This is a genomic window from Streptomyces sp. Wb2n-11, assembly GCF_001049855.1.
In the GTDB taxonomy this organism is placed as follows: Bacteria; Actinomycetota; Actinomycetes; order Streptomycetales; family Streptomycetaceae; genus Streptomyces; species Streptomyces altiplanensis.
On sequence record NZ_CVPB01000001.1, the window covers coordinates 325946 to 342627 of the forward strand.

18 protein-coding genes and 3 pseudogenes are annotated in these 16682 nt (G+C 71.0%); 6 read left to right on the plus strand and 15 right to left on the minus strand.

The genetic code is table 11. The annotated features are described in order from the left end of the window. Positions 1 to 213 precede the first annotated feature (213 nt). Positions 214 to 350: pseudogene (locus BN1555_RS39935) on the plus strand (IS5/IS1182 family transposase); the annotation flags it as partial. Between the two features lie 160 nt (positions 351 to 510). Then, positions 511 to 780, plus strand: coding sequence for a hypothetical protein (locus BN1555_RS01215; protein ID WP_093803088.1), 270 nt, complete (start codon positions 511 to 513; stop codon positions 778 to 780). 208 nt (positions 781 to 988) lie between these two features. On the opposite strand, the gene BN1555_RS01220 is transcribed toward BN1555_RS01215, so the two are convergent. The 6 genes from BN1555_RS01220 to BN1555_RS01245 form a co-directional block, all read right to left on the minus strand. Beyond that, complete coding sequence (locus BN1555_RS01220; protein WP_093797080.1) at positions 989 to 1855, minus strand: RNA polymerase sigma-70 factor; 867 nt, start codon at positions 1853 to 1855, stop codon at positions 989 to 991. Then, the gene (locus BN1555_RS01225; RefSeq protein ID WP_093797082.1) at positions 1852 to 2430 is read right to left on the minus strand and encodes a carboxymuconolactone decarboxylase family protein; all 579 of its coding nucleotides are present in this window, start codon (positions 2428 to 2430) and stop codon (positions 1852 to 1854) included. Before BN1555_RS01225 ends, BN1555_RS01220 begins: the two co-directional genes overlap by 4 nt. Positions 2431 to 2979: 549 nt before the next feature. Beyond that, entirely contained in the window at positions 2980 to 3345 is a 366-nt protein-coding gene (locus BN1555_RS01230; protein WP_093797084.1) for a hypothetical protein, read from the minus strand. 376 nt (positions 3346 to 3721) lie between these two features. Beyond that, a complete protein-coding gene (locus BN1555_RS01235; RefSeq protein WP_255305815.1) occupies positions 3722 to 4537 on the minus strand; it encodes a DMT family transporter in 816 nt (271 codons plus the stop codon). Between the two features lie 223 nt (positions 4538 to 4760). After that, positions 4761 to 5369, minus strand: a complete 609-nt coding sequence (locus BN1555_RS01240) for a TetR/AcrR family transcriptional regulator (RefSeq protein WP_093797086.1) — start codon at positions 5367 to 5369, stop codon at positions 4761 to 4763. Positions 5370 to 5802: 433 nt separating this feature from the next. Then, positions 5803 to 6186, minus strand: a complete 384-nt coding sequence (locus BN1555_RS01245) for a DoxX family protein (RefSeq protein WP_093797088.1) — start codon at positions 6184 to 6186, stop codon at positions 5803 to 5805. 182 nt (positions 6187 to 6368) lie between these two features. Between BN1555_RS01245 and BN1555_RS01250 the strand changes: the two genes are divergently transcribed. Together BN1555_RS01250 and BN1555_RS01255 are read left to right on the plus strand one after the other, a co-directional pair. Next, the gene (locus BN1555_RS01250) at positions 6369 to 6842 is read left to right on the plus strand and encodes a carboxymuconolactone decarboxylase family protein (protein ID WP_093803089.1); all 474 of its coding nucleotides are present in this window, start codon (positions 6369 to 6371) and stop codon (positions 6840 to 6842) included. A 176-nt stretch (positions 6843 to 7018) separates the two neighbouring features. After that, a complete protein-coding gene (locus BN1555_RS01255) occupies positions 7019 to 7942 on the plus strand; it encodes an RNA polymerase sigma-70 factor (protein WP_093797090.1) in 924 nt (307 codons plus the stop codon). Between the two features lie 8 nt (positions 7943 to 7950). Here the strand turns inward: BN1555_RS01255 and BN1555_RS01260 are convergent, their stop codons facing one another. Then, on the minus strand, positions 7951 to 8199 hold the full coding sequence (locus tag BN1555_RS01260; RefSeq protein WP_176709909.1) for a hypothetical protein: 249 nt from the start codon (positions 8197 to 8199) through the stop codon (positions 7951 to 7953). 322 nt (positions 8200 to 8521) lie between these two features. Between BN1555_RS01260 and BN1555_RS01265 the strand changes: the two genes are divergently transcribed. After that, positions 8522 to 9064: a DUF1707 SHOCT-like domain-containing protein gene (locus tag BN1555_RS01265; RefSeq protein ID WP_093803090.1), complete on the plus strand. Its 543-nt coding sequence runs from the start codon at positions 8522 to 8524 to the stop codon at positions 9062 to 9064. Between the two features lie 114 nt (positions 9065 to 9178). Here the strand turns inward: BN1555_RS01265 and BN1555_RS39940 are convergent. The 7 genes and pseudogenes from BN1555_RS39940 to BN1555_RS01295 all read right to left on the minus strand — a co-directional run. Beyond that, positions 9179 to 9370: pseudogene (locus BN1555_RS39940) on the minus strand (IS630 family transposase); the annotation flags it as partial. Positions 9371 to 9460: 90 nt separating this feature from the next. Then, on the minus strand, positions 9461 to 11323 hold the full coding sequence (locus BN1555_RS01275) for an ABC transporter ATP-binding protein (RefSeq protein ID WP_093797092.1): 1863 nt from the start codon (positions 11321 to 11323) through the stop codon (positions 9461 to 9463). Then, on the minus strand, positions 11320 to 11754 hold the full coding sequence (locus tag BN1555_RS01280; RefSeq protein ID WP_093797094.1) for a lasso peptide biosynthesis B2 protein: 435 nt from the start codon (positions 11752 to 11754) through the stop codon (positions 11320 to 11322). The genes BN1555_RS01275 and BN1555_RS01280 overlap by 4 nt, the downstream gene beginning before the upstream one ends. Further along, positions 11751 to 12005: a lasso peptide biosynthesis PqqD family chaperone gene (locus BN1555_RS01285; RefSeq protein WP_093797096.1), complete on the minus strand. Its 255-nt coding sequence runs from the start codon at positions 12003 to 12005 to the stop codon at positions 11751 to 11753. Before BN1555_RS01285 ends, BN1555_RS01280 begins: the two co-directional genes overlap by 4 nt. A 28-nt stretch (positions 12006 to 12033) precedes the next feature. Then, on the minus strand, positions 12034 to 13890 hold the full coding sequence (locus BN1555_RS01290) for a lasso peptide isopeptide bond-forming cyclase (protein WP_093797098.1): 1857 nt from the start codon (positions 13888 to 13890) through the stop codon (positions 12034 to 12036). Positions 13891 to 13914: 24 nt separating this feature from the next. Beyond that, the gene (locus BN1555_RS37785) at positions 13915 to 14025 is read right to left on the minus strand and encodes a keywimysin-related RiPP (RefSeq protein ID WP_107081052.1); all 111 of its coding nucleotides are present in this window, start codon (positions 14023 to 14025) and stop codon (positions 13915 to 13917) included. 484 nt (positions 14026 to 14509) lie between these two features. Continuing rightward, entirely contained in the window at positions 14510 to 15574 is a 1065-nt protein-coding gene (locus BN1555_RS01295) for a PP2C family protein-serine/threonine phosphatase (RefSeq protein WP_093803092.1), read from the minus strand. 210 nt (positions 15575 to 15784) lie between these two features. Here BN1555_RS01295 and BN1555_RS39945 point away from each other — a divergent pair. Then, positions 15785 to 16011: pseudogene (locus BN1555_RS39945) on the plus strand (AAA family ATPase); the annotation flags it as partial. A 129-nt stretch (positions 16012 to 16140) separates the two neighbouring features. Here the strand turns inward: BN1555_RS39945 and BN1555_RS01305 are convergent. Further along, positions 16141 to 16662 carry an HAD domain-containing protein gene (locus tag BN1555_RS01305; RefSeq protein WP_093797100.1) on the minus strand — a complete coding sequence of 174 codons (522 nt, stop codon included), beginning with the start codon at positions 16660 to 16662 and terminating at the stop codon, positions 16141 to 16143. Positions 16663 to 16682 lie beyond the last annotated feature (20 nt).

Here is a 16682-nt window from a genome sequence, read left to right on the forward strand (position 1 = left end):
GCCGAGGCCGGAACGCCGACAGCGCCACGTCACGCGGTCGCCCTGGACAAGCCCTTGGCCCTGCTCCGGCTCCCGGTCCCGGCGCCCGGTCGCGTCTCAGCTCACCGCCCGAGTCACTCAGGCGCGGCCGGACAGGACCAGCAGGAGCACGCCGGTCCACGCGAGACGCACCCCCTCCGCGCTCAGAGCGCCGAGCCGGTCGAACACCAGCGTGGCCACCAGCTACGGCGCGGCAGCCGGGGCGGCAGACCGCCGCCTATGACCGCGAGGCATACAAGCAGCGCAACACGGCCGAGCGCTGCATCAATAGACTCAAGCAGTGGCTCGGCCTGGCCACTCACTACGACAAGACCGTCGTCATCTACCTGGCCGCACACCATCTCGCGGGCGTCTTCGTCTGGTCTGCACGCTGCCTCGAAGCCACCTTTGGCACAGAATGCTCGCGTGCTTCCTCCTCGACTGCTGTGGTGCGATCCTCGGCCCATCCCCCGGTTCAACCGTCAGGAACCGATGGCACTGATCGTCCGGGACTCCGGTCTCTACGAGTCGACTGACGAGGACGACTGCACAGTGTTCTCGTACTTCTGCCAGGCGCATGACCGCTTCTACCAGCGCGAGGCTTGCGGGGAAGGGCCGCACCTCGTGGCTCTGCACTGTGAAGAGCACGGGCCCGAAAGCATGTGGCCACAACCACTGATGCTGATGTTCCCAGAAGGGTTCGACCCCCCGCTGAGCGACGCGCAGCTGGCCTGGGTGCGGGCGGAGGACGACGCTGTCTAGGCATGATCCGGAAAAGACGCCTCAGTTCCGCGAGACCTCGCACCTTCACCGGACCGTGCCCGGTTTGCCCCCGAACTCCGTTCTCGTAATCCCTCGCACCATTGCGTTCACACAAATCCCCGCGCGACAGGTCGTGAGTGTTCCGGATGGTGGGTTCCGGATGGTGCGAACCGCCCGGAACCCTCACGATGCCAGAGCAGCAGCGGGCTTACCTGGCGAGTTCCACCAGTTCATCGAGCCGTGTCAGCTTCCGCGGGTTCCTCATCAGGTAGATCCGGGTGACCCGCCCGTTCTCCACCACGAGGCTCAGTGCGGTCGGCTCGCCGTCGATCTCGAACCGGCCCGCAGGCGCGCCGTTGAGCCACACGGCCGCCGTCTCGAACGGGGCCGCCACCCGGTTCGCGTGCGCGAGCACCGTCGCCACCAGTTCGGCCCCGTGGAGCGGAGCCAGAGCTGCGGCCGCAAGCCCGCCGCCATCGGCGATCAGGACCACGTCCGGCGCCATGACCTCCAGCAGCTCCTGCAACTGCCCGGTTCGCAACGCGGCCAGGAACCGCTCTATCACGGCCCGTTGCTCCATCCGGCTCACTTGCACCCGCGGCCGCCGAGCCGCCACATGCCCGCGTGCCCGCCGCGCGATCTGCCGCACTGTGGCCGCGGACTTCCCGACGGCCTCGGTGATCTCGCCGTACGGCATCTCGAACACCTCGCGGAGCACGAACACCGCCCGCTCGGTGGGCCCGAGCGTTTCGAGGACGGTCAGCATCGCGATCGAGACGCTCTCCGCGAGTTCGACGTCCTCGGCGACATCAGGGCTGGTCAGCAGCGGCTCCGGCAGCCACTCGCCGACGTACTCCTCGCGGCTGCGCGACAACGTGCGCAGGCGGTTGAGCGCTTGCCGTGTGACGACCCGGACGAGGTACGCCCGCGGGTCGCTCACTTGCGACTGGTCGACGTCGGCCCACCGCAGCCAGGAATCCTGCAGCACGTCCTCCGCGTCGGCCGCCGACCCGAGCATCTCGTGGGCGACCGTGAACAGAAGGCTGCGATGGGCGACGAACGGATCCTCGGTCATGCCGTCGACGCTGCCCGGGACGTCTCAGGGCGTGTGGCCAGTGGGATCTCGCAGGCATCGGAGAAACCCTGCGACGTGATTCCGTTCGCGTTGTTGTTCCTGGTCGCCATGTTGACGAAGGCGATGTACGCGGTGAGCTCGACCATCGCCGCCGGGCCGAGCCGGTCGAGCAGGCTCGCGTACAGCTCGTCGGTGACGGTCGGCGGCGTGTTCGTCATGGCCTCGGCGTACTCCATCGCGTCCCGCTCCAGCGGGGTGAACACCTCCGACTCCCGCCAGCGCGGCACCTGGCTCGCCTTGGCCAGGTCCAGGTTCTCGTTCTGCGCCTGGAAGTAGCCGACGTCGAGGCACCAGCTGCAGCCGACCTGCACCGCGACGGCCATGTGCGCGAACGACTTGAGGCTCGCGTCGGTCACATCCCATTCAGCCAGCTTGGCCGAAAACTCCAGGCTGGACGTGGCGACCTTGGGGTTGTGCCACACCACCTCGACGGGCTCGGGCACGGCACCGAGCTGCTTGATCATGTTTTCCCTCACCGCGGCGGGGAGCTCCGCCTTCGGAATGCGCGGTGTCATGGTGTCTCCTTGTCCAGTGGGCTGTTGGCCTGTTCGACATGAAGACACCGCCGGACCCACGAATGTGACAACCGCCGCCACGCCTGGTTTCGAGGGGGGTACGGCGTCGACCCGATAGCCCGCCTCTCATTCCGTCACCTCAAGGCTCGCATTTCGTCGGTTCCCCTCCGGAGCCGGAGGCACGCCGCCTTCGGCCCACCACCGCGAGGCGAAGGAGCGGTTGCGGCTACGCCGCCCTTCTCGAAGGTCCCCGAAGTGTGCTGTTTCAGAAGGAATGCATGCGTTGACGCCTGCCGTATGGCTCCTGAGCAGCGGCGACGCCCACACCCTTTTCCAGCGGAACGCCCCCTGAAGCTTCGCGACTCACTGATCAGAAAGAACATCGGCGCTCAACTGGCCAACTCGGACGCTCACTGGCCGGACGAAGCGTTCAGACATGACGTGCCGAGGTACGGTAGCGGTCACTCCTTCACCGGAGCGGAGCGCTTCGTTCCATGGTGACAGCGAGCCTGCCCTCGTGAACGCCGGGCGGACCGCCGTAGCCGGAGGTCAGTCCGCGTACACGAAGACCAGGCACAGAGCCGCGAACGGCACGACGGACGCGCCGAGCAGCGCCAGCACCGCCGGGACCGCCGCCGTCAGTCGCTCCCTGCCCTTGCGCTGGCCCGCGCGGAATACCGCGCGGGCCAGGACGAGCGGCAGCGTCACGAGGGCGAGGAAGACCACTGGCGCCGAGAGCCGGCTGAACGTGGTGGCGTCGGTGACCAGGTGCCAGGCTGTCGTGCCGAAGACCACTGCCGGGCCGGCCAGCAGGCCGAACGAGAGGACCGATGCCACGGCGACGGTCAGTCCTTCGGTCGCCCGCTCGGCACGCGTACGCTTCCGGCGCACTTCCGTCATCCCGCTGTACCCCATGCCCGTTCCCCCAGGTGCCTCAGTCCGGTGTCACCGGTGCTCCGGTCGAGTCGCGCAGCCCCCAGCCAGCAAGAGACGACAGCTCCACGGTCCCCGGGCGGTGGACACGATGATCTCATGGGCCCACCGGCCCGTCGGTGTCCCGCCGCTTCCTGCGCGGATCCGGCCAAGCCGGCCTCGTGAACCTCGACGACGGCCTCACCCGGGGCGCCTTCCCCTGCTCTTCACCGACCACGGGATGGGCCTGGCCGCCGGCGGACTCGATCCGGGCACCGCCATGGTCCGCCCTCATCCTCTCCATCTCCAGTCAGGCCCATCGAGCCCGCCGGCGTCAGGCAGGAGCCGGCCGGAGTGCGCATTCGTCTTCACCGACCGGCTACCGGCCACGCTCGCGCATCCGCGGACCCGCCTTGCCCGCGAGGCCCTCGGGGCACCCTGCGAGGTGGGGTCCTCCAGGATCGGCCGGGCCGTCGCCGGGATCCGCCCGCGGTCGATGAGTCGTCCGAGTCGGCGTGGTGAGCACGGCGAGGCAGCCGACGACCAGGGCGATGCCGGCCCACCCCGGAAGGGGCAGACGTTCACCGACGACGAGTACGGCCAGTACGGCCGCGACAGCGGGTTCCAGCAGGGAGAGGGTGGTCGCGGTGCTCGCCGGAACGTGCGCCAAGCCCCAGCCGAACAGGACGTAGCCGACGAACATGGGCACCAGGGCCATGTAGATGCCGACGGCCGCGTTGGACCAGGAGTAAAGGAGCGGGGCGCCGGTGGCCAGCAGCACCGGCATCAGCAGCAGCCCGCCCAGCCCGAAGACGGTTCCCATGGCCGCGCCGGAGGTCACACCGCGGCTGATCAGACGGTGGGCCGCCCATGAGTACAGGGCGTAGGTCAGCCCGGCCACGAGGCCCAGTCCCACGCCGAGCACGGTCTCCCCTGCGGAGTGGGTCCCGGGGCCGGAGTGCGCGCCGGCGGCTTCGGCCGTGCAGAGCAGCACCGTTCCGGACAGCCCCAGGGCAGCGCCGGTCATCCAGCGGCGCGTGAGGCGGCGCCCGTCGACGACGCGCTCGATCAGGGCCGAGGCGAGCGGGGCCGAGCCGATCGACACCACGGTGCCGGCGGCGACCCCGGCCAGGTGCATGGAGGTGTAGAACGCCAGAGGGTAGGTCCCGACTGCGATCGCGCCGAGCAGCACCACCCCCTTGTGCGCACGCAGTCGAGGTCCTTCCCGGCGGATGCGGGGGCGGCGACGAGCGCCTGGAGCAGTCCGCCCAGGCCCATGGCGACGGCCCCGATCGCGAGCGGCCCCACCGCGGGGGCGAACGTCGCGGCGGTGCCCGTGGTGCCCCACAGCACCGACGCCGTCAGCACGCACACCGCCCCCACGCCGACCGGGCCGGCCGCGTGTCCGGCGGGCCGCGTCACAGCCGGTCCAGCAGGTCGGCCGCCATCGTCCGTGCGTGTTCCAGGCGCGTACCCGCGCCTTCCAGCCCGGCCCGTGCCATGGCGCCTTCCAGCAGGAACGACAGGTGCTCCGCCACCGTGCGCGCTTCCTCGGGCCGCCCGGGCAGCAGCTCCTCGAGATGCCCGGCGAGCAGATCCTCGACCTCCTCCTTGTGCCGGCGCACCACGGCCCGGCCCTCGTCCCCAGCGGGCAGTTCGGCGGCCGCGTTCAGCAGCCCACAGCCCCGGAAGCCGTGCTCGTAGGCGAAGGCGGCGTGGTCGGCGTACGCGCCGAAGACGGCCAGCACGCCGCCGCGACCGCCTTGGGCTTCCTCCAGCCTGCGCCGGTACAGGCCCAGCCACTCCTCATGCCGTGCGTCGAGGTAGGCCATCACCAGATCGGCCTTGGAGGAGAAGTTGTTGTACAGGCTCATCTTCGCCACGCCCGCCTCAGCGGTGATCGTGTCGACACCCGTCGCCGCCACACCGTCCGCGTAGAAGCGGCGCGCCGCAGCGGCGAGCAGCCGCTCACGCGCGGCCCCCCGCTGCCTGCCGGGGCGCGCTGCCGCCGTTCCGGTCTCACTCATCGTCTTCCCTCTCCGCTACTAGGTAGGTCAGTCTACCTAGTAGCGAGAGGGTGCCCATTCCGGCCTGAAGCGAAGGCGGGCGGTGCAGCGGCGCTCGACCCGGGAAGCGCTCGGGGAACGCCGCTCCCCGGGAGGGACGCCGCGGAAGCCGGGTGAGGGCCGCGTCGAGCACGTAGAGCATCGAAGCTCCGTACCTCACGCGCGATCCGACGTCGTGCGGCAGCGTTGTGGGGCGAGGACAGCAGCGTTCCGGCGGCGGCCCCCCGGAAGAACAGGATCGCGGTCCGCGGGACCACCGCGGCCTTGAGGAACGTGCCGCCCCACCGCTGGGCCGTCGTATGCCCGCTCGTGGAAGTGGCCCTCTCGTCTGCCGTGTGCGGCGGTCACGTGGTGCGCCCGGCGCTGTGGCGCTCGACTGGATGTGCGCCGGTCCTCAGCCGGTGAAGGACTCGGGGCCGAAACGGCCCCACGCGACGAAGAGGGCCAGGGCAAGGTAGATCAGGTCGCCGGTGATCGTGGCCTTCTCGCCACGGCGCAGCCGCATGGTGAGCGCGCAGGCGAACAGCACAGCGAGTCCGGTGGCGGCCGAGGGCACCAGGACCGGCGCGACGTCGAGCAGCGCGGGCAGAATCAGACCGGCCGCAGCCAGCAGCTCGACGGCGCCGATGGCCCTGAGGGCGCCGGGGCCGAAGTCCAGGACCCACTGCGCGGAGGAGCCCATCGCGGCCATCTTCTCCCGCGGCACGAACATCTTGGCGCTGCCCACCAGACAGACAGCGGCCAGTACTCCGGTGGTGATCCACAGCGCGACGTTCATCGTCAACTCCCTGATCGAGGACTTCCGTACCCGGGACGAGGCGGCTGCTCGGCCTGTGACATCCCCACCCCCGGACAGCGGGGAGACGCAGGTCACACCGCGGTCACACCACGCCGTGTCACAGGCGGGAGGGCCATCTCGTCTCGGGGGTGGAGGCATCGACGAACATGGAGGAGCACACGATGGACGCGCGACTGAACTACCTCGCCAGCCCGACCGCCGGCAAGGCCCTCAAGTACTTCATGGGAGCCGGCCGGGAGCTGAAGGAGTCGCCGCTGCCGGCCGCGACGCAGGAGCTGGTGGCGCTGCGGGTGAGCCAGGTCAACGGGTGCGCGGTCTGTATCGACATGCACACCAAGGAAGCCGCCGCTGCCGGCGAGAGTCCGGTGCGGCTGAACCTGATCGCGGCGTGGCGGGAGGCCACGGTCTTCACCGGGGCCGAACGGGCCGCGCTGGAACTGGCGGAGCAGGGGACCCGGGTCGCGGACGCGGCCACCGGGGTCAGCGACGAGGTGTGGGCGCGCGCCACCGAGCACTACGACGAGGAGCAGCTCACCGCCCTCGTACTGCTGGTCTCGTTCATGAACACGGTGAACCGGCTGAACATCATCGCCCAGCAGCCGGCCGGTGACTACCGGGTCGGCCAGTTCCACTGAACCGCCGCCACGTCTTGCCCCCGGGACAGGCGCCGTGCCCCGGGCACGGTGGTCACGAGGTGGAGCACGGTCGCGGTACGAGCGTCGTCCGCCCCGCCCACCCATCGGATGATCTTCGAAGGGTGTCCGGCCGGCCCCGGACCGGCCGGACACAGGGACCGCAAGGGGGAGACAACATGGGCGAGGTCGGGGAGTTCGAGGAGCTGCGGCCGCTGCTGTTCTCGATCGCGTACCGGATCCTGGGCAGCGTGGGCGAGGCGGAGGACGCGGTGCAGGAGACCTGGCTCCGCTACGACGCCTCGACCACCCGGCCCGTGTCGGCCAAGGCGTTCCTGTCGGCCACGGTCACCCGGATCGCGATCGACGTGCTGCGCTCCGCCCGGGTGCGGCGGGAGGAGTACGTCGGACCGTGGCTGCCCGAGCCGCTGCTGGACGATCCGTACGAGGACCCGGCCCGCGCGGCGGAGCTGGCCGAATCCGTGTCGATGGCGGCGCTGCTGCTCCTGGAACGGCTCAGCCCGCTGGAGCGGTCGGTGTTCGTGCTGCGGGACGTGTTCGCCTTCGGCTTCGACGAGATCGCCGCCGCGGTGGGGCGCTCGGAGGCGGCGTGCCGGCAGCTGCTCGTACGGGCGCGCCGCCACATGCACGAGGGACGGCCCCGGTTCGAAGCGGACCGCCGGGAGCGGCAGGAACTGGCACGGCGGTTCTTCGAGGCACTGGCGCAGGGTGACCTGGAGGGGCTGCGGAGCCTGCTGTCCGCCGACGTCCAGCTCGTCGGGGACGGCGGTGGCAAGGCCCCGCAGCTGGCCAGGGCCGTCTCCGGTGCCGAGAACGTGGCCCGGCTGCTCGCCAGCGTCTACCCGCTGATGGCCCGGGCCGACATCACGTTCGAACCGCACGAGGTCAACGGCCAGCCGGGCGCGCTCTTCCGCGACCGCGACGACAAGGTCCTCCACATCCTCGCCCTCGACGTGCTCGACGGGCAGATCCAGACCATTCGCTCGGTCATCAACCCCGACAAGCTCGGCCACCTCGGCACGGTCGCCGATGCCTGGGCCGTCGACCAGGAAGTGAAGCGGGTCCGCAAGCGGACGCGGTGACCTCCCCTTCAACCCGGTGGGGGACCGGACGTTTCGGAGCGGTTGCGGGTCGGCGCCGACCACATGTCGGCGCCGGCCCGCGCCTGGGCCAGCTCGGTCAGCGCGTCGACGAACGGCTGAGCAGGCGTACCCGGCGACAGCGCGGCGGCGGCCTGCTTCAGACGTTCGTGCGCGACCGGGAAGATCTCCTTGGCCCACGCGTCTGTTCCTTGGTCCGCCGAGTGCCCGCCTCGAAGTTGATCTGCGTGATGGTCCACCGCGGGCAGGCGGAAGCCGCAGAGCACGGCCGGGTTCGGCAAGCCCCCGGTAAAGGGCTTGCATCCGGCAGGCGCACCGGGCCGGCTCCGAGCCCGGGGCGACGTCGAGGACATGACCGTGAGCATCAGCGGTGAGACGGAGCCAAGGAGCGGGGGCCGCGGTCTCCCCCGCATGAACGATCCTCCCGTACTTCGACCGCACAGGTTCGCCGGGACGGGTGGCCAAGGCAGTGAAGACGAGCGATCTGCCTTCCCGTCAATCGCCTTATTCACTAAGGAACTTGGCGTGTCCGCATCGTCGGCACGGCACTGGACTGAGACGGTGACCTCTCTGCCGGAAGACCCACCGTCACTGATCAGCGAAGACGACCGCGACACGGCCGTGCAGCGCCTGCAGGAGGCGTACGCCGAAGGGCACATCTCACACGAGGAGTTGGACGAAGCCCTCGCCCAGGTCCTCACCGCCAGGACAGGCAGCGAGCTCCTGTCGCCTCTGGCCTCGTTCCCGGAGAAGAACGCCGGCACCACGTCCACGATTGCCGCCGCCGGCGGGCGGATCCGGCGGCGCGGCGCATGGCGGGTACCTCGGATCCTCAAGGTCGAGTCCGCATTCGGAGGAGTGCACCTCGACATGTCCCGAGCCGTCATCGAACACCCAACAGCCGACATCGAGTTGCAACTCGGCACCGGCAGGGCCAGGATCACGGTGCCTCGCGACGCGATCGTCGACACCGAAGGCCTGCACACCGGGTGGAAGGACACGCTCTGCAAGGTCCGGCGGAGCTCCCGCCACGGCGGGCCGAGAATCCGGATCTCCGCGGTCATGGGGTTCGGACGGCTGAAGATCCGCCACGCGTGGCGTTGAGGCCCCGTCCGGTACCAGGACCGCCTGTCCGGCTCTTCTTCGCCCCCACTCGACTTGCTGGTCCTGTGGCCTCATCGGGTCGCCGGCCGGCTCAGGCTGCGGTCTTGGGGGACCTCCGCACCAGCGGATGCGTTTCTCGCCGCGGATGCGGGCGCGTTCTCGGCGTTCGGCGGCCAGGACGTCGCGGTGCCGGGCGTTCGCGTTACGCCGACGCAGGCAGGCACGGAGGGTCCGGGTCTGGACGGTGTGGTCGGGACGGCTGGAGCTGGTGACGGTGGGCTGTCGCAGTGGTCCGAAGCGGGCTTCGGCCAACCATGGCGCTGAACCGCCGCGCACCCGCCGTCGTGCTCGCGCGACGCTCCGGCCCCTTCCCGGGGCGCGTGTTGCGCGCCGGTTTCACAGGGGGTGGCGGGGGCGGGTACGGGCGGGCGTGACGGTGGAGGTCCGGGGGCCGGCCGGGCGGAGCATCTGTCCGGCGGCCAGTTCGCGGTAGGCGGGGCTGCTGGTGAGCAGTTCCTCGTGGCGTCCGCAGGCGGCGGTGTGGCCGTCGTCCAGTACGACGATCCGGTCGGCGTGCTGCACCGTGGAGAGCCGGTGTGCGATCACCAGCACGGAGCACTCCCGGGTGACGTCCCTCATCACTGTGGTGAGCGCCGTTTCGTTGACGGTGTCGAGGTGGGAGGTGGGCTCGTCGAGCAGGAGGAGCGCGGGGCGGGCAAGCAGGGCGCGGGCCAGGGCGACACGCTGGCGTTCTCCCGCCGAGAGGGTGCCGCCGCGTTCGCCGAGCACTCCTGACAGGCCGCCCGGCAGTCGCCGTACGACACCTTCGAGCCGGGCGAGTTCGACGACGCGCCGTACCTCGGCCTCGGTGGCGTCGGGCACGGCGTAGGTGATGTTGTCGCGCAGCGTGCCGTGGACGACGTGGGTGTTCTGGTCGACGACGGCGATGCGTTCCCGGCATGCGGCGCGGCTCAGTCCGGTGGCGGGCAGGCCGTCGAACAGCAGGACTCCGGAATCCGGTTCGTAGAACCTGGACACCAGGGCGAAGACCGTGCTCTTTCCGGCACCCGACTGGCCGACCAGGGCGACCTGCTGCCGGTGCGCGACGCTGAAGGACAGACCCCGCAGCACCGGCCGGTCCGGGACGTAGCCGAAGCCGATGTCCCGCAGGGTGAGGACGGGTTCCTCGCGCGGGGCGGTCTGCCGGACCGGTTCGCGCGTACGTACCCGGACAGGCGGTGTCTCCCGCTGCGAGGGCTCCGCGGGCAGGGACAGCGCCTGCTCGATGCGCTGGTGGGCGCCCATGCCTCGCTGGATGAGGCCGACCGCGCGGAAGACCGACGACAACGGCAGCACCAGGTAGGAGGCGTACAGCAGGAAGGCGACCAGGTCGCCGAGGGAGTTCGTGCGGCCGTCGACCCGCAGGCCGCCGATCACCAGGACGGTCAAGAAGGAACCCTGGACGGCGAGTTCGACCGCCGGGCTCATCACCGACGCGAGCTTCGCGGTCCGTACGCCCGCGGCGTGGGCCGCTTCGACGCGTACCCCGATGCGGGCCGCCTCGCGGTCCTCGCCGCGGTGGACCCGGACCATCGGGAGGGCCCCGAGCGCGCGTTCCAGGTCGGCGGCGATCGCGCCGACGGAGTCCTGCATACGTTCGGACGCCGCCCGGATGCCCTTCAGCAGCGAAACGACGACCGCGGCGGCGGCGGCCACCGTGAGGGCGACCAGGAGCAGCAGCAGCGGGTCGATCCACACCATGAGGACGATGGCGCCCGCCGCGACGAGGGCCCCCGTCACCAGGTCGACCAGTGCCTGGGACACGACCTCCCTCAGCAGGGTGGTGTCGGCGGTGACCCGGGAGATGAGGTCGCCGCTGCGGTGCCGGCCGTACTCCCTCATCTCCAGCCGGAGCAGCCGCGCCACCAGACTGTGGCGCAGCCCCCGCACGACGCCTTCGCCCATGCGCTCCAGGACGAAGCGGCCCACCGCGCCCGTCGCCGCTTCGGTGACGAACAGCGCGGCCAGGAGCAGCAGCAGCGGCCACAGCACCTGTCCCCGCCCGCTCGCGTCCACGGCGTGTTTGGCGACGAGCGGCTGGGCGAGTCCCAGGGCGGAGCCGACCAGGGTGAGCGCGGTGGCGGCGGCGACGGAGGCCCGGTGCCCGGTGGTCAACCGGTACATGGTGGCGACCGCGGCCCGGGTGGAGCGGTCGTCCCCGGCCCCCGGCCGGGCACGGTCCGGGCCGGTGCCGGTCATCGGTCCGGTCGGATCGCGGGGGCGACCGTCACCAGCCGGGTGAAATAGTCGTCGGGTACGCCCTCGCCCACGGGCCGGCCGTCCGCCTCGATCCAGGCGTGTGCCGTGAACGGCGGCACCATGCTCACCCCCGTGCACCAGGCCGGCCAGGTCCCCGAGAGGCGGCACAGGAGCGCCGCGCCCAGGGAACGCGGCAGGCAGCCCTTCGGACCGGCGCAGCGCAGACTCACCGCGCACATCGCGTCCCGGGCGTTCTTGGCCTGTGCGGCGGTGGCCGGCGCGGCCCCCCGGCGGACGAGGCCGAGTACGGCACGGATCCGGCGGGGCGGCAGGAGGGAGAGCGCGACGGCGGGGAGCAGGACGGCACGGGCGGTCAGCCGCCGCGCGAAGGGGACCCCGGAGGGCCTGTCCAGTGCGCTGGGTGTCGTCATCGGGCCAGCCCCGAGGTCCGCAGTTGCTGGACGAGGGCGTCGACGTCCTGTCTCGCCCGCTCGGGGGTGATGTCGAACGCGTCGGTGAGCGCGGCGACCGCGTCGGCTTCGTCGCCGCCCGCCATCAGCGTGTCGACCACCAGGGTGGCGGTGGGGTTCAGCTCCCAGTACTCCCCGGCGCGTTCGTCCAGGAGAACCGTGCCGTAGTCGGTCTCGGCAGTGGAGACGTCGACGCCGAACTTCAGTGCCATGCGTGTGCCCTTCCGCTGGGAGCTGTGGTCATGAGGACGTGGGCGTCCTGCGCCCGGCCGTCCGGTCGAGGCCGCGCAGCCACACTTCGGCGGCGATGGTCGAGTAGAGGATCGCGTCGCGCAGTCCGGGTGTGCCCGGCCGCTGGGCCAGCCGGCGCAGGGCCGCGCCGTCGACCAGTCCGAGCTGTTCCAGCCGCGAGCCCTCCCAGAGCGCCAGCAGGTCGGCGCGGTGTTCGCGCAGTCCGTTGGCGGCGTCCATGGACGCGGCGGCCTTGTTGGTGCGCCGCAGGCACGCGTCCGGCACGATCCCGCTCATGGCGGCGGTCAGGAGGGGCTTGTACCGCCAGGGCGTGACGCGCTCGCTCGGGCGGACCGCGAGGCATGCCTCGATCACCCGGTCGTCGAGGAACGGCGATGCCATCGGCACCCCGGCCCGGGCCGCCATCCGGTCCCACTGGCGGAGGACGCGGGTGCAGGAAAGGATCTGTTCGAGGTCGGTGTGCAGGCCGCGGTCCGGGTGGAGCGGGACCGCGTGCGCGGCGGCCTCGCGCAGCGCCCGCCGGGCCGCCCGTTCGGCGTCGGGGGTGACCCAGTCGAAGAGGCGAGGTGGCATGCCCCAGCCGAGACCGGTGCTGACGGTGGCGGGCGCGGGGTCCCGCAGGCGACCGCCGGAGTCGGCCAGCCACTTCCCGTACGGCCGCGAATCGGCCAGCGCACGTGCCGTGTCCGCGAGCGGCCACTGCCACAGGGCCCGGAAGCCGCGCAGCTGGCGGACGGCGAACAGCGGGCGGGTACGCAGCAGCCGGTGGTAGTACGCCTCGGAGCACCAGGCCACGTGGTCGCCCCCGATGCCGGTCAGGTGCAGCCGGCTGCCGCGCTCGGCCAGGGCGGGCAGGTGGTGCAGGACCCGCGAGCGGTCCATGACGCCGATGGTCGGTTCGTCCAGCAGGTCGTCGATGCCGAGCAGGTTGTCGTAGACCAGCGGCGAGGCGCCGGCGTCCCAGACGACGTGCTCGACGTCCGGCAGGGACCGGGCGGCCTGTTCCGCCCAGTACAGATCCGTGTCGGCGGGATCGCGCCCCGGCCAGGTGCTCGCCACCACGCGGGCCGGTGACCGCGCGGCCAGAAAACAGACGGAGGTGGAGTCGAGACCGCCGGACAGGTCGCAGCTGACCACGCCCCCCTGGCGCGTACGGGCGTCGACGGCTTCGGCGAGGACTTCACGGACGAGGGGCGCGCCGTCGGCGAGCGTGCGCACCGGCTCCGGCGGTGTCCACCAGCGCGAGTGGCGTACGGTCCGCCCGTCCGCCGCGACGATCAGCGCGTCGTGCGGGGAGACCGCGGTGATGTCCCGCCACATGGGCGCCTCGGCGAGCGGATGGGGAACCGGCCACAGCAGTCGGACGGCCAGCTGCTCCTCGTCCGGGCCGGTGCCGAGAGCGGCGGCGAGTACGTCGGCGCGGGTGGCGGCCACCTGCGTTCCGCCGACGCGGGCGTGGAAGACCAGCCGGAGACCGGACGCGGTGCCCTGCACCCTGAGCCGCCCGTCGAGCGCGGCGACGAGGTGGAAGCTCCCGGGAAGGGAACGGGCCAGTGCGTCGAGTCCGGCGAGATCGCGCAGTCGCGCCGCATGCCGTTCGAGCTCCGCGGCGTCGATCGGGCAGCAGCCGATGACGGCGAGGGCCGTGTGGCCGGCGCGCGCGGTGACGATCTCCTGGTCGTGCCACTGCCCCACCAGCCAGGGCCGGCCCGAGGCGTGCTTCAGGATCCGTGTTCCGGGGAGGGAGAGGGAGCGGGCCACGACGGCCGCGTCCTCACGGTCGGTGAAGACCGTGAAGTGCGCGTCGCCGGGGTCCGCCCCCGCACTCTCGTGCGACTCAGTCATGACGTCGGATCAGGGTCTCGGCCGTCAGTTCTTGCTCAGGATCAGCCGGTCGTTGCCGGAGCGCTGCAGCAGTCCGGTCTTCTTCCGGAACGTCCCGAGCCGGGCGAGTGTCGGTGCTTCGTAAGCCTTCTTCATGACTTCTCCTCACCTACAGGTGTCACGGCCGTCTCCCCGGCCGGCTGCGCACCGGAAGCCGGTCCGCAACCGCCCTGTCCAGGGCTCATCGGAAGCCCGGAACGAAGGAGCGGGCGTATGCAATAGCTACCGGTACACATCGATGCCGCGACAAGGCCATCAGAGAAAATAGGATCTAATGCAAATTCGGAAGTGGTCGGGCGCATGTGCTGCGTCCCATGAAGTCCGTCAAGAAGGAGACGTGGGACGAGCGGGCTGCGTACGAGAACGCAGAAACGTTTCTACCTGGCATCGCAAAGCACGCAACAAACATGGCGGCAAAGATGCGCCGAGGGGGAGGAACGGAGCCGCCGGGGCGCACTCAGCTCTTGTCGCCGCGCTTCCCTCCTTGCTCCGAACGAGGAGATGCAGCCCCCGCTCGAACAAGTCGCTGCGGGACCGGCCCCGGTGGTACGGCGGTTCGCCGAGCGTCCGGCCGAGGCGATCACGCCTGAGACGCGGGTGTGCGCCCAATCGCGATCATGGCGGCGTCGTCGCCCAGCTGTCCGCCGACGTGGTCGAGCAGATCACGCTGGAGGCGACGCAGGAACGCGTCGGGGTCGCTCCCGGTCCAGCCCGCGATTCGCTCGGTGAGTGGATAGAAGGCGCCAGTGGAGTCACGGGCCTCGACGACCCCGTCCGTGTACAGCAGCAGGAGGTCTCCCACCTCGAACTTGAACGCGTCGACGTGGTAGCGACGGCGCACCAGTTCGCCCAGACCCAGCGGGGGCGCGGGCTGGTAGGCGTCGATCGTCATGGCACGGCCGTTGCGCAGCAGAACAGGCGGTGGGTGCCCGCAGTCGATCATGTCGACCCTGCTGTCCTGATCGGGGATGTCCAGGATGACCGCGGTGATGAAGGTCTCCCCGGTCTCGTTCGTCTCCCCGGGTTCGGCCAGGTCCCAGCACACGCTTCCGTCGAGATAGGTGACCAGTTCGGCCAGGGTCGCCTGGCGGTGGGCTGCGGCCCGGAACGCGCCGAGCAGCAGGGCGGCGTCACCGACCGCGGTCATGCCTTTGCCCCGTACGTCGCCGACCATCAGCCGGGTGCCGGAACCGGTGCGTGCCGCCGCATACAGGTCGCCGCCGATCTCGGCCTCGGCCTCGGCGGCGAGATAGAGGGAGGCGACTCGCAGCGGTCCGATCCGTTTGGGCAGCGGCCGCAGGACGACGCGCTGGGCGGTCTCGGACACGTACCTCACCTGCGTCAGTTCTCTGGCGCGGCGCTCCCGCAGTACGCAGAAGATCACAAGGCTCGATCCGACCAGGACCAGGGCGGCGATCTGTGCCTGGTGGTTCGCCGAGAACAACTCGTCGTGGTCGCGCAGCACCGCGATGATCGCCTGAGTGACCACTGCGAGGGCGCCGACCAGCCCCGTCAGCCGGGGGCCTGCGAACGACGCGGTGATCGCCGGGGCCGCGACCAGCAGAGGACCCAGGTGGATATCGGGCGGTGCGAGAACGTCGATCACGGCAACCGCCACCATCAGCGCGATCGGGATGGCCACCATCGCGTAACCCGCTCGCGCCGACCGGCGAAGACCGACGAACCGCTGCAGCACACCTCCTCTCTACACCTGCCCTGCCGGGCACGCACCACCTGGCAGCGACAGACGAAGGGCCGTGGGGGACGTTGCCGGGTCCGGAGCCGGCCGCGGACGGGCGCCGGACCGGCGGGCTCTGTGCGGGATCCGGTTCGTACTGGACACCGGGACCCAGCGGGAGCCGAACTCCTCTTCCAGGTGCTGACCGGAGGCGGGAAGAAGAACAGCGTCGCCATCGCCTCCAACGAGTCCTTCGACCAGCGAGCCCTTCGACGGCCGGACCAAGACCTTCACCGGTCCCCCGGCTTCACGGAGCCACGGTCGGCCGTCTCACGTTCAACGGCACCATCATCGAGACCGGTACCGATTCCCACCGCCTCGCCGGCACCCGGGCGCGAGCCGAAGCACCCGCCACGGGCAGCCGGCCCCCGCGGGTGCCGTCTCGACGGCTCGCCACCCTCACCGGGCGCGTGCCGTCCCCTGCACTGTCGCCGGGGCCTTCGCGCGGCCTCTCCACGTTCTCCGGTCGAGTATCAGACCAGCCGTCGCAGCCACGATTCGAGAGCCGCATAGTCGCTGTCGACCAGACCACGGCGGGGATCGACACGATGGAGCAGGGCGTGCTCCTGGTGGTGGGCAGCGCCCCGGACCCGGTCGGTGTCGGTGACCTCGTCGTCGACCCAGACGAACGGGCGCCCCGCCGCCCATTCGACAAGCGCGCGGGTCTTCCGGTGCAGTCCGTTCCGCTCGTCCTGGTCATCGGTGTCGGACGGCTCCGGCCAGACCACCACCGCCAACCGCAGCGGACCGATGCGGGGGGCGACGCACTCGTTCGCGTCAGCCATCCATGTCGTCGCCCAGGCCATCTCGCGCGAAAGCGCCGCCAGCCGGGGCCCGTGCTCGGGACTGATCCTGGTCAGGAGCGGGTTCGCCTCGGCGCCAAGCGGATCAGGACCCGTCGCCCAGTTCGGATACCGCTGGGGCATCGCACCGAACGGGATGAGCGGCCCGTCGACATCGAGGAACAGCAGCGGGCGCTGCGCAGAACCAGTCACAGGAGCACGGTAACGGCATG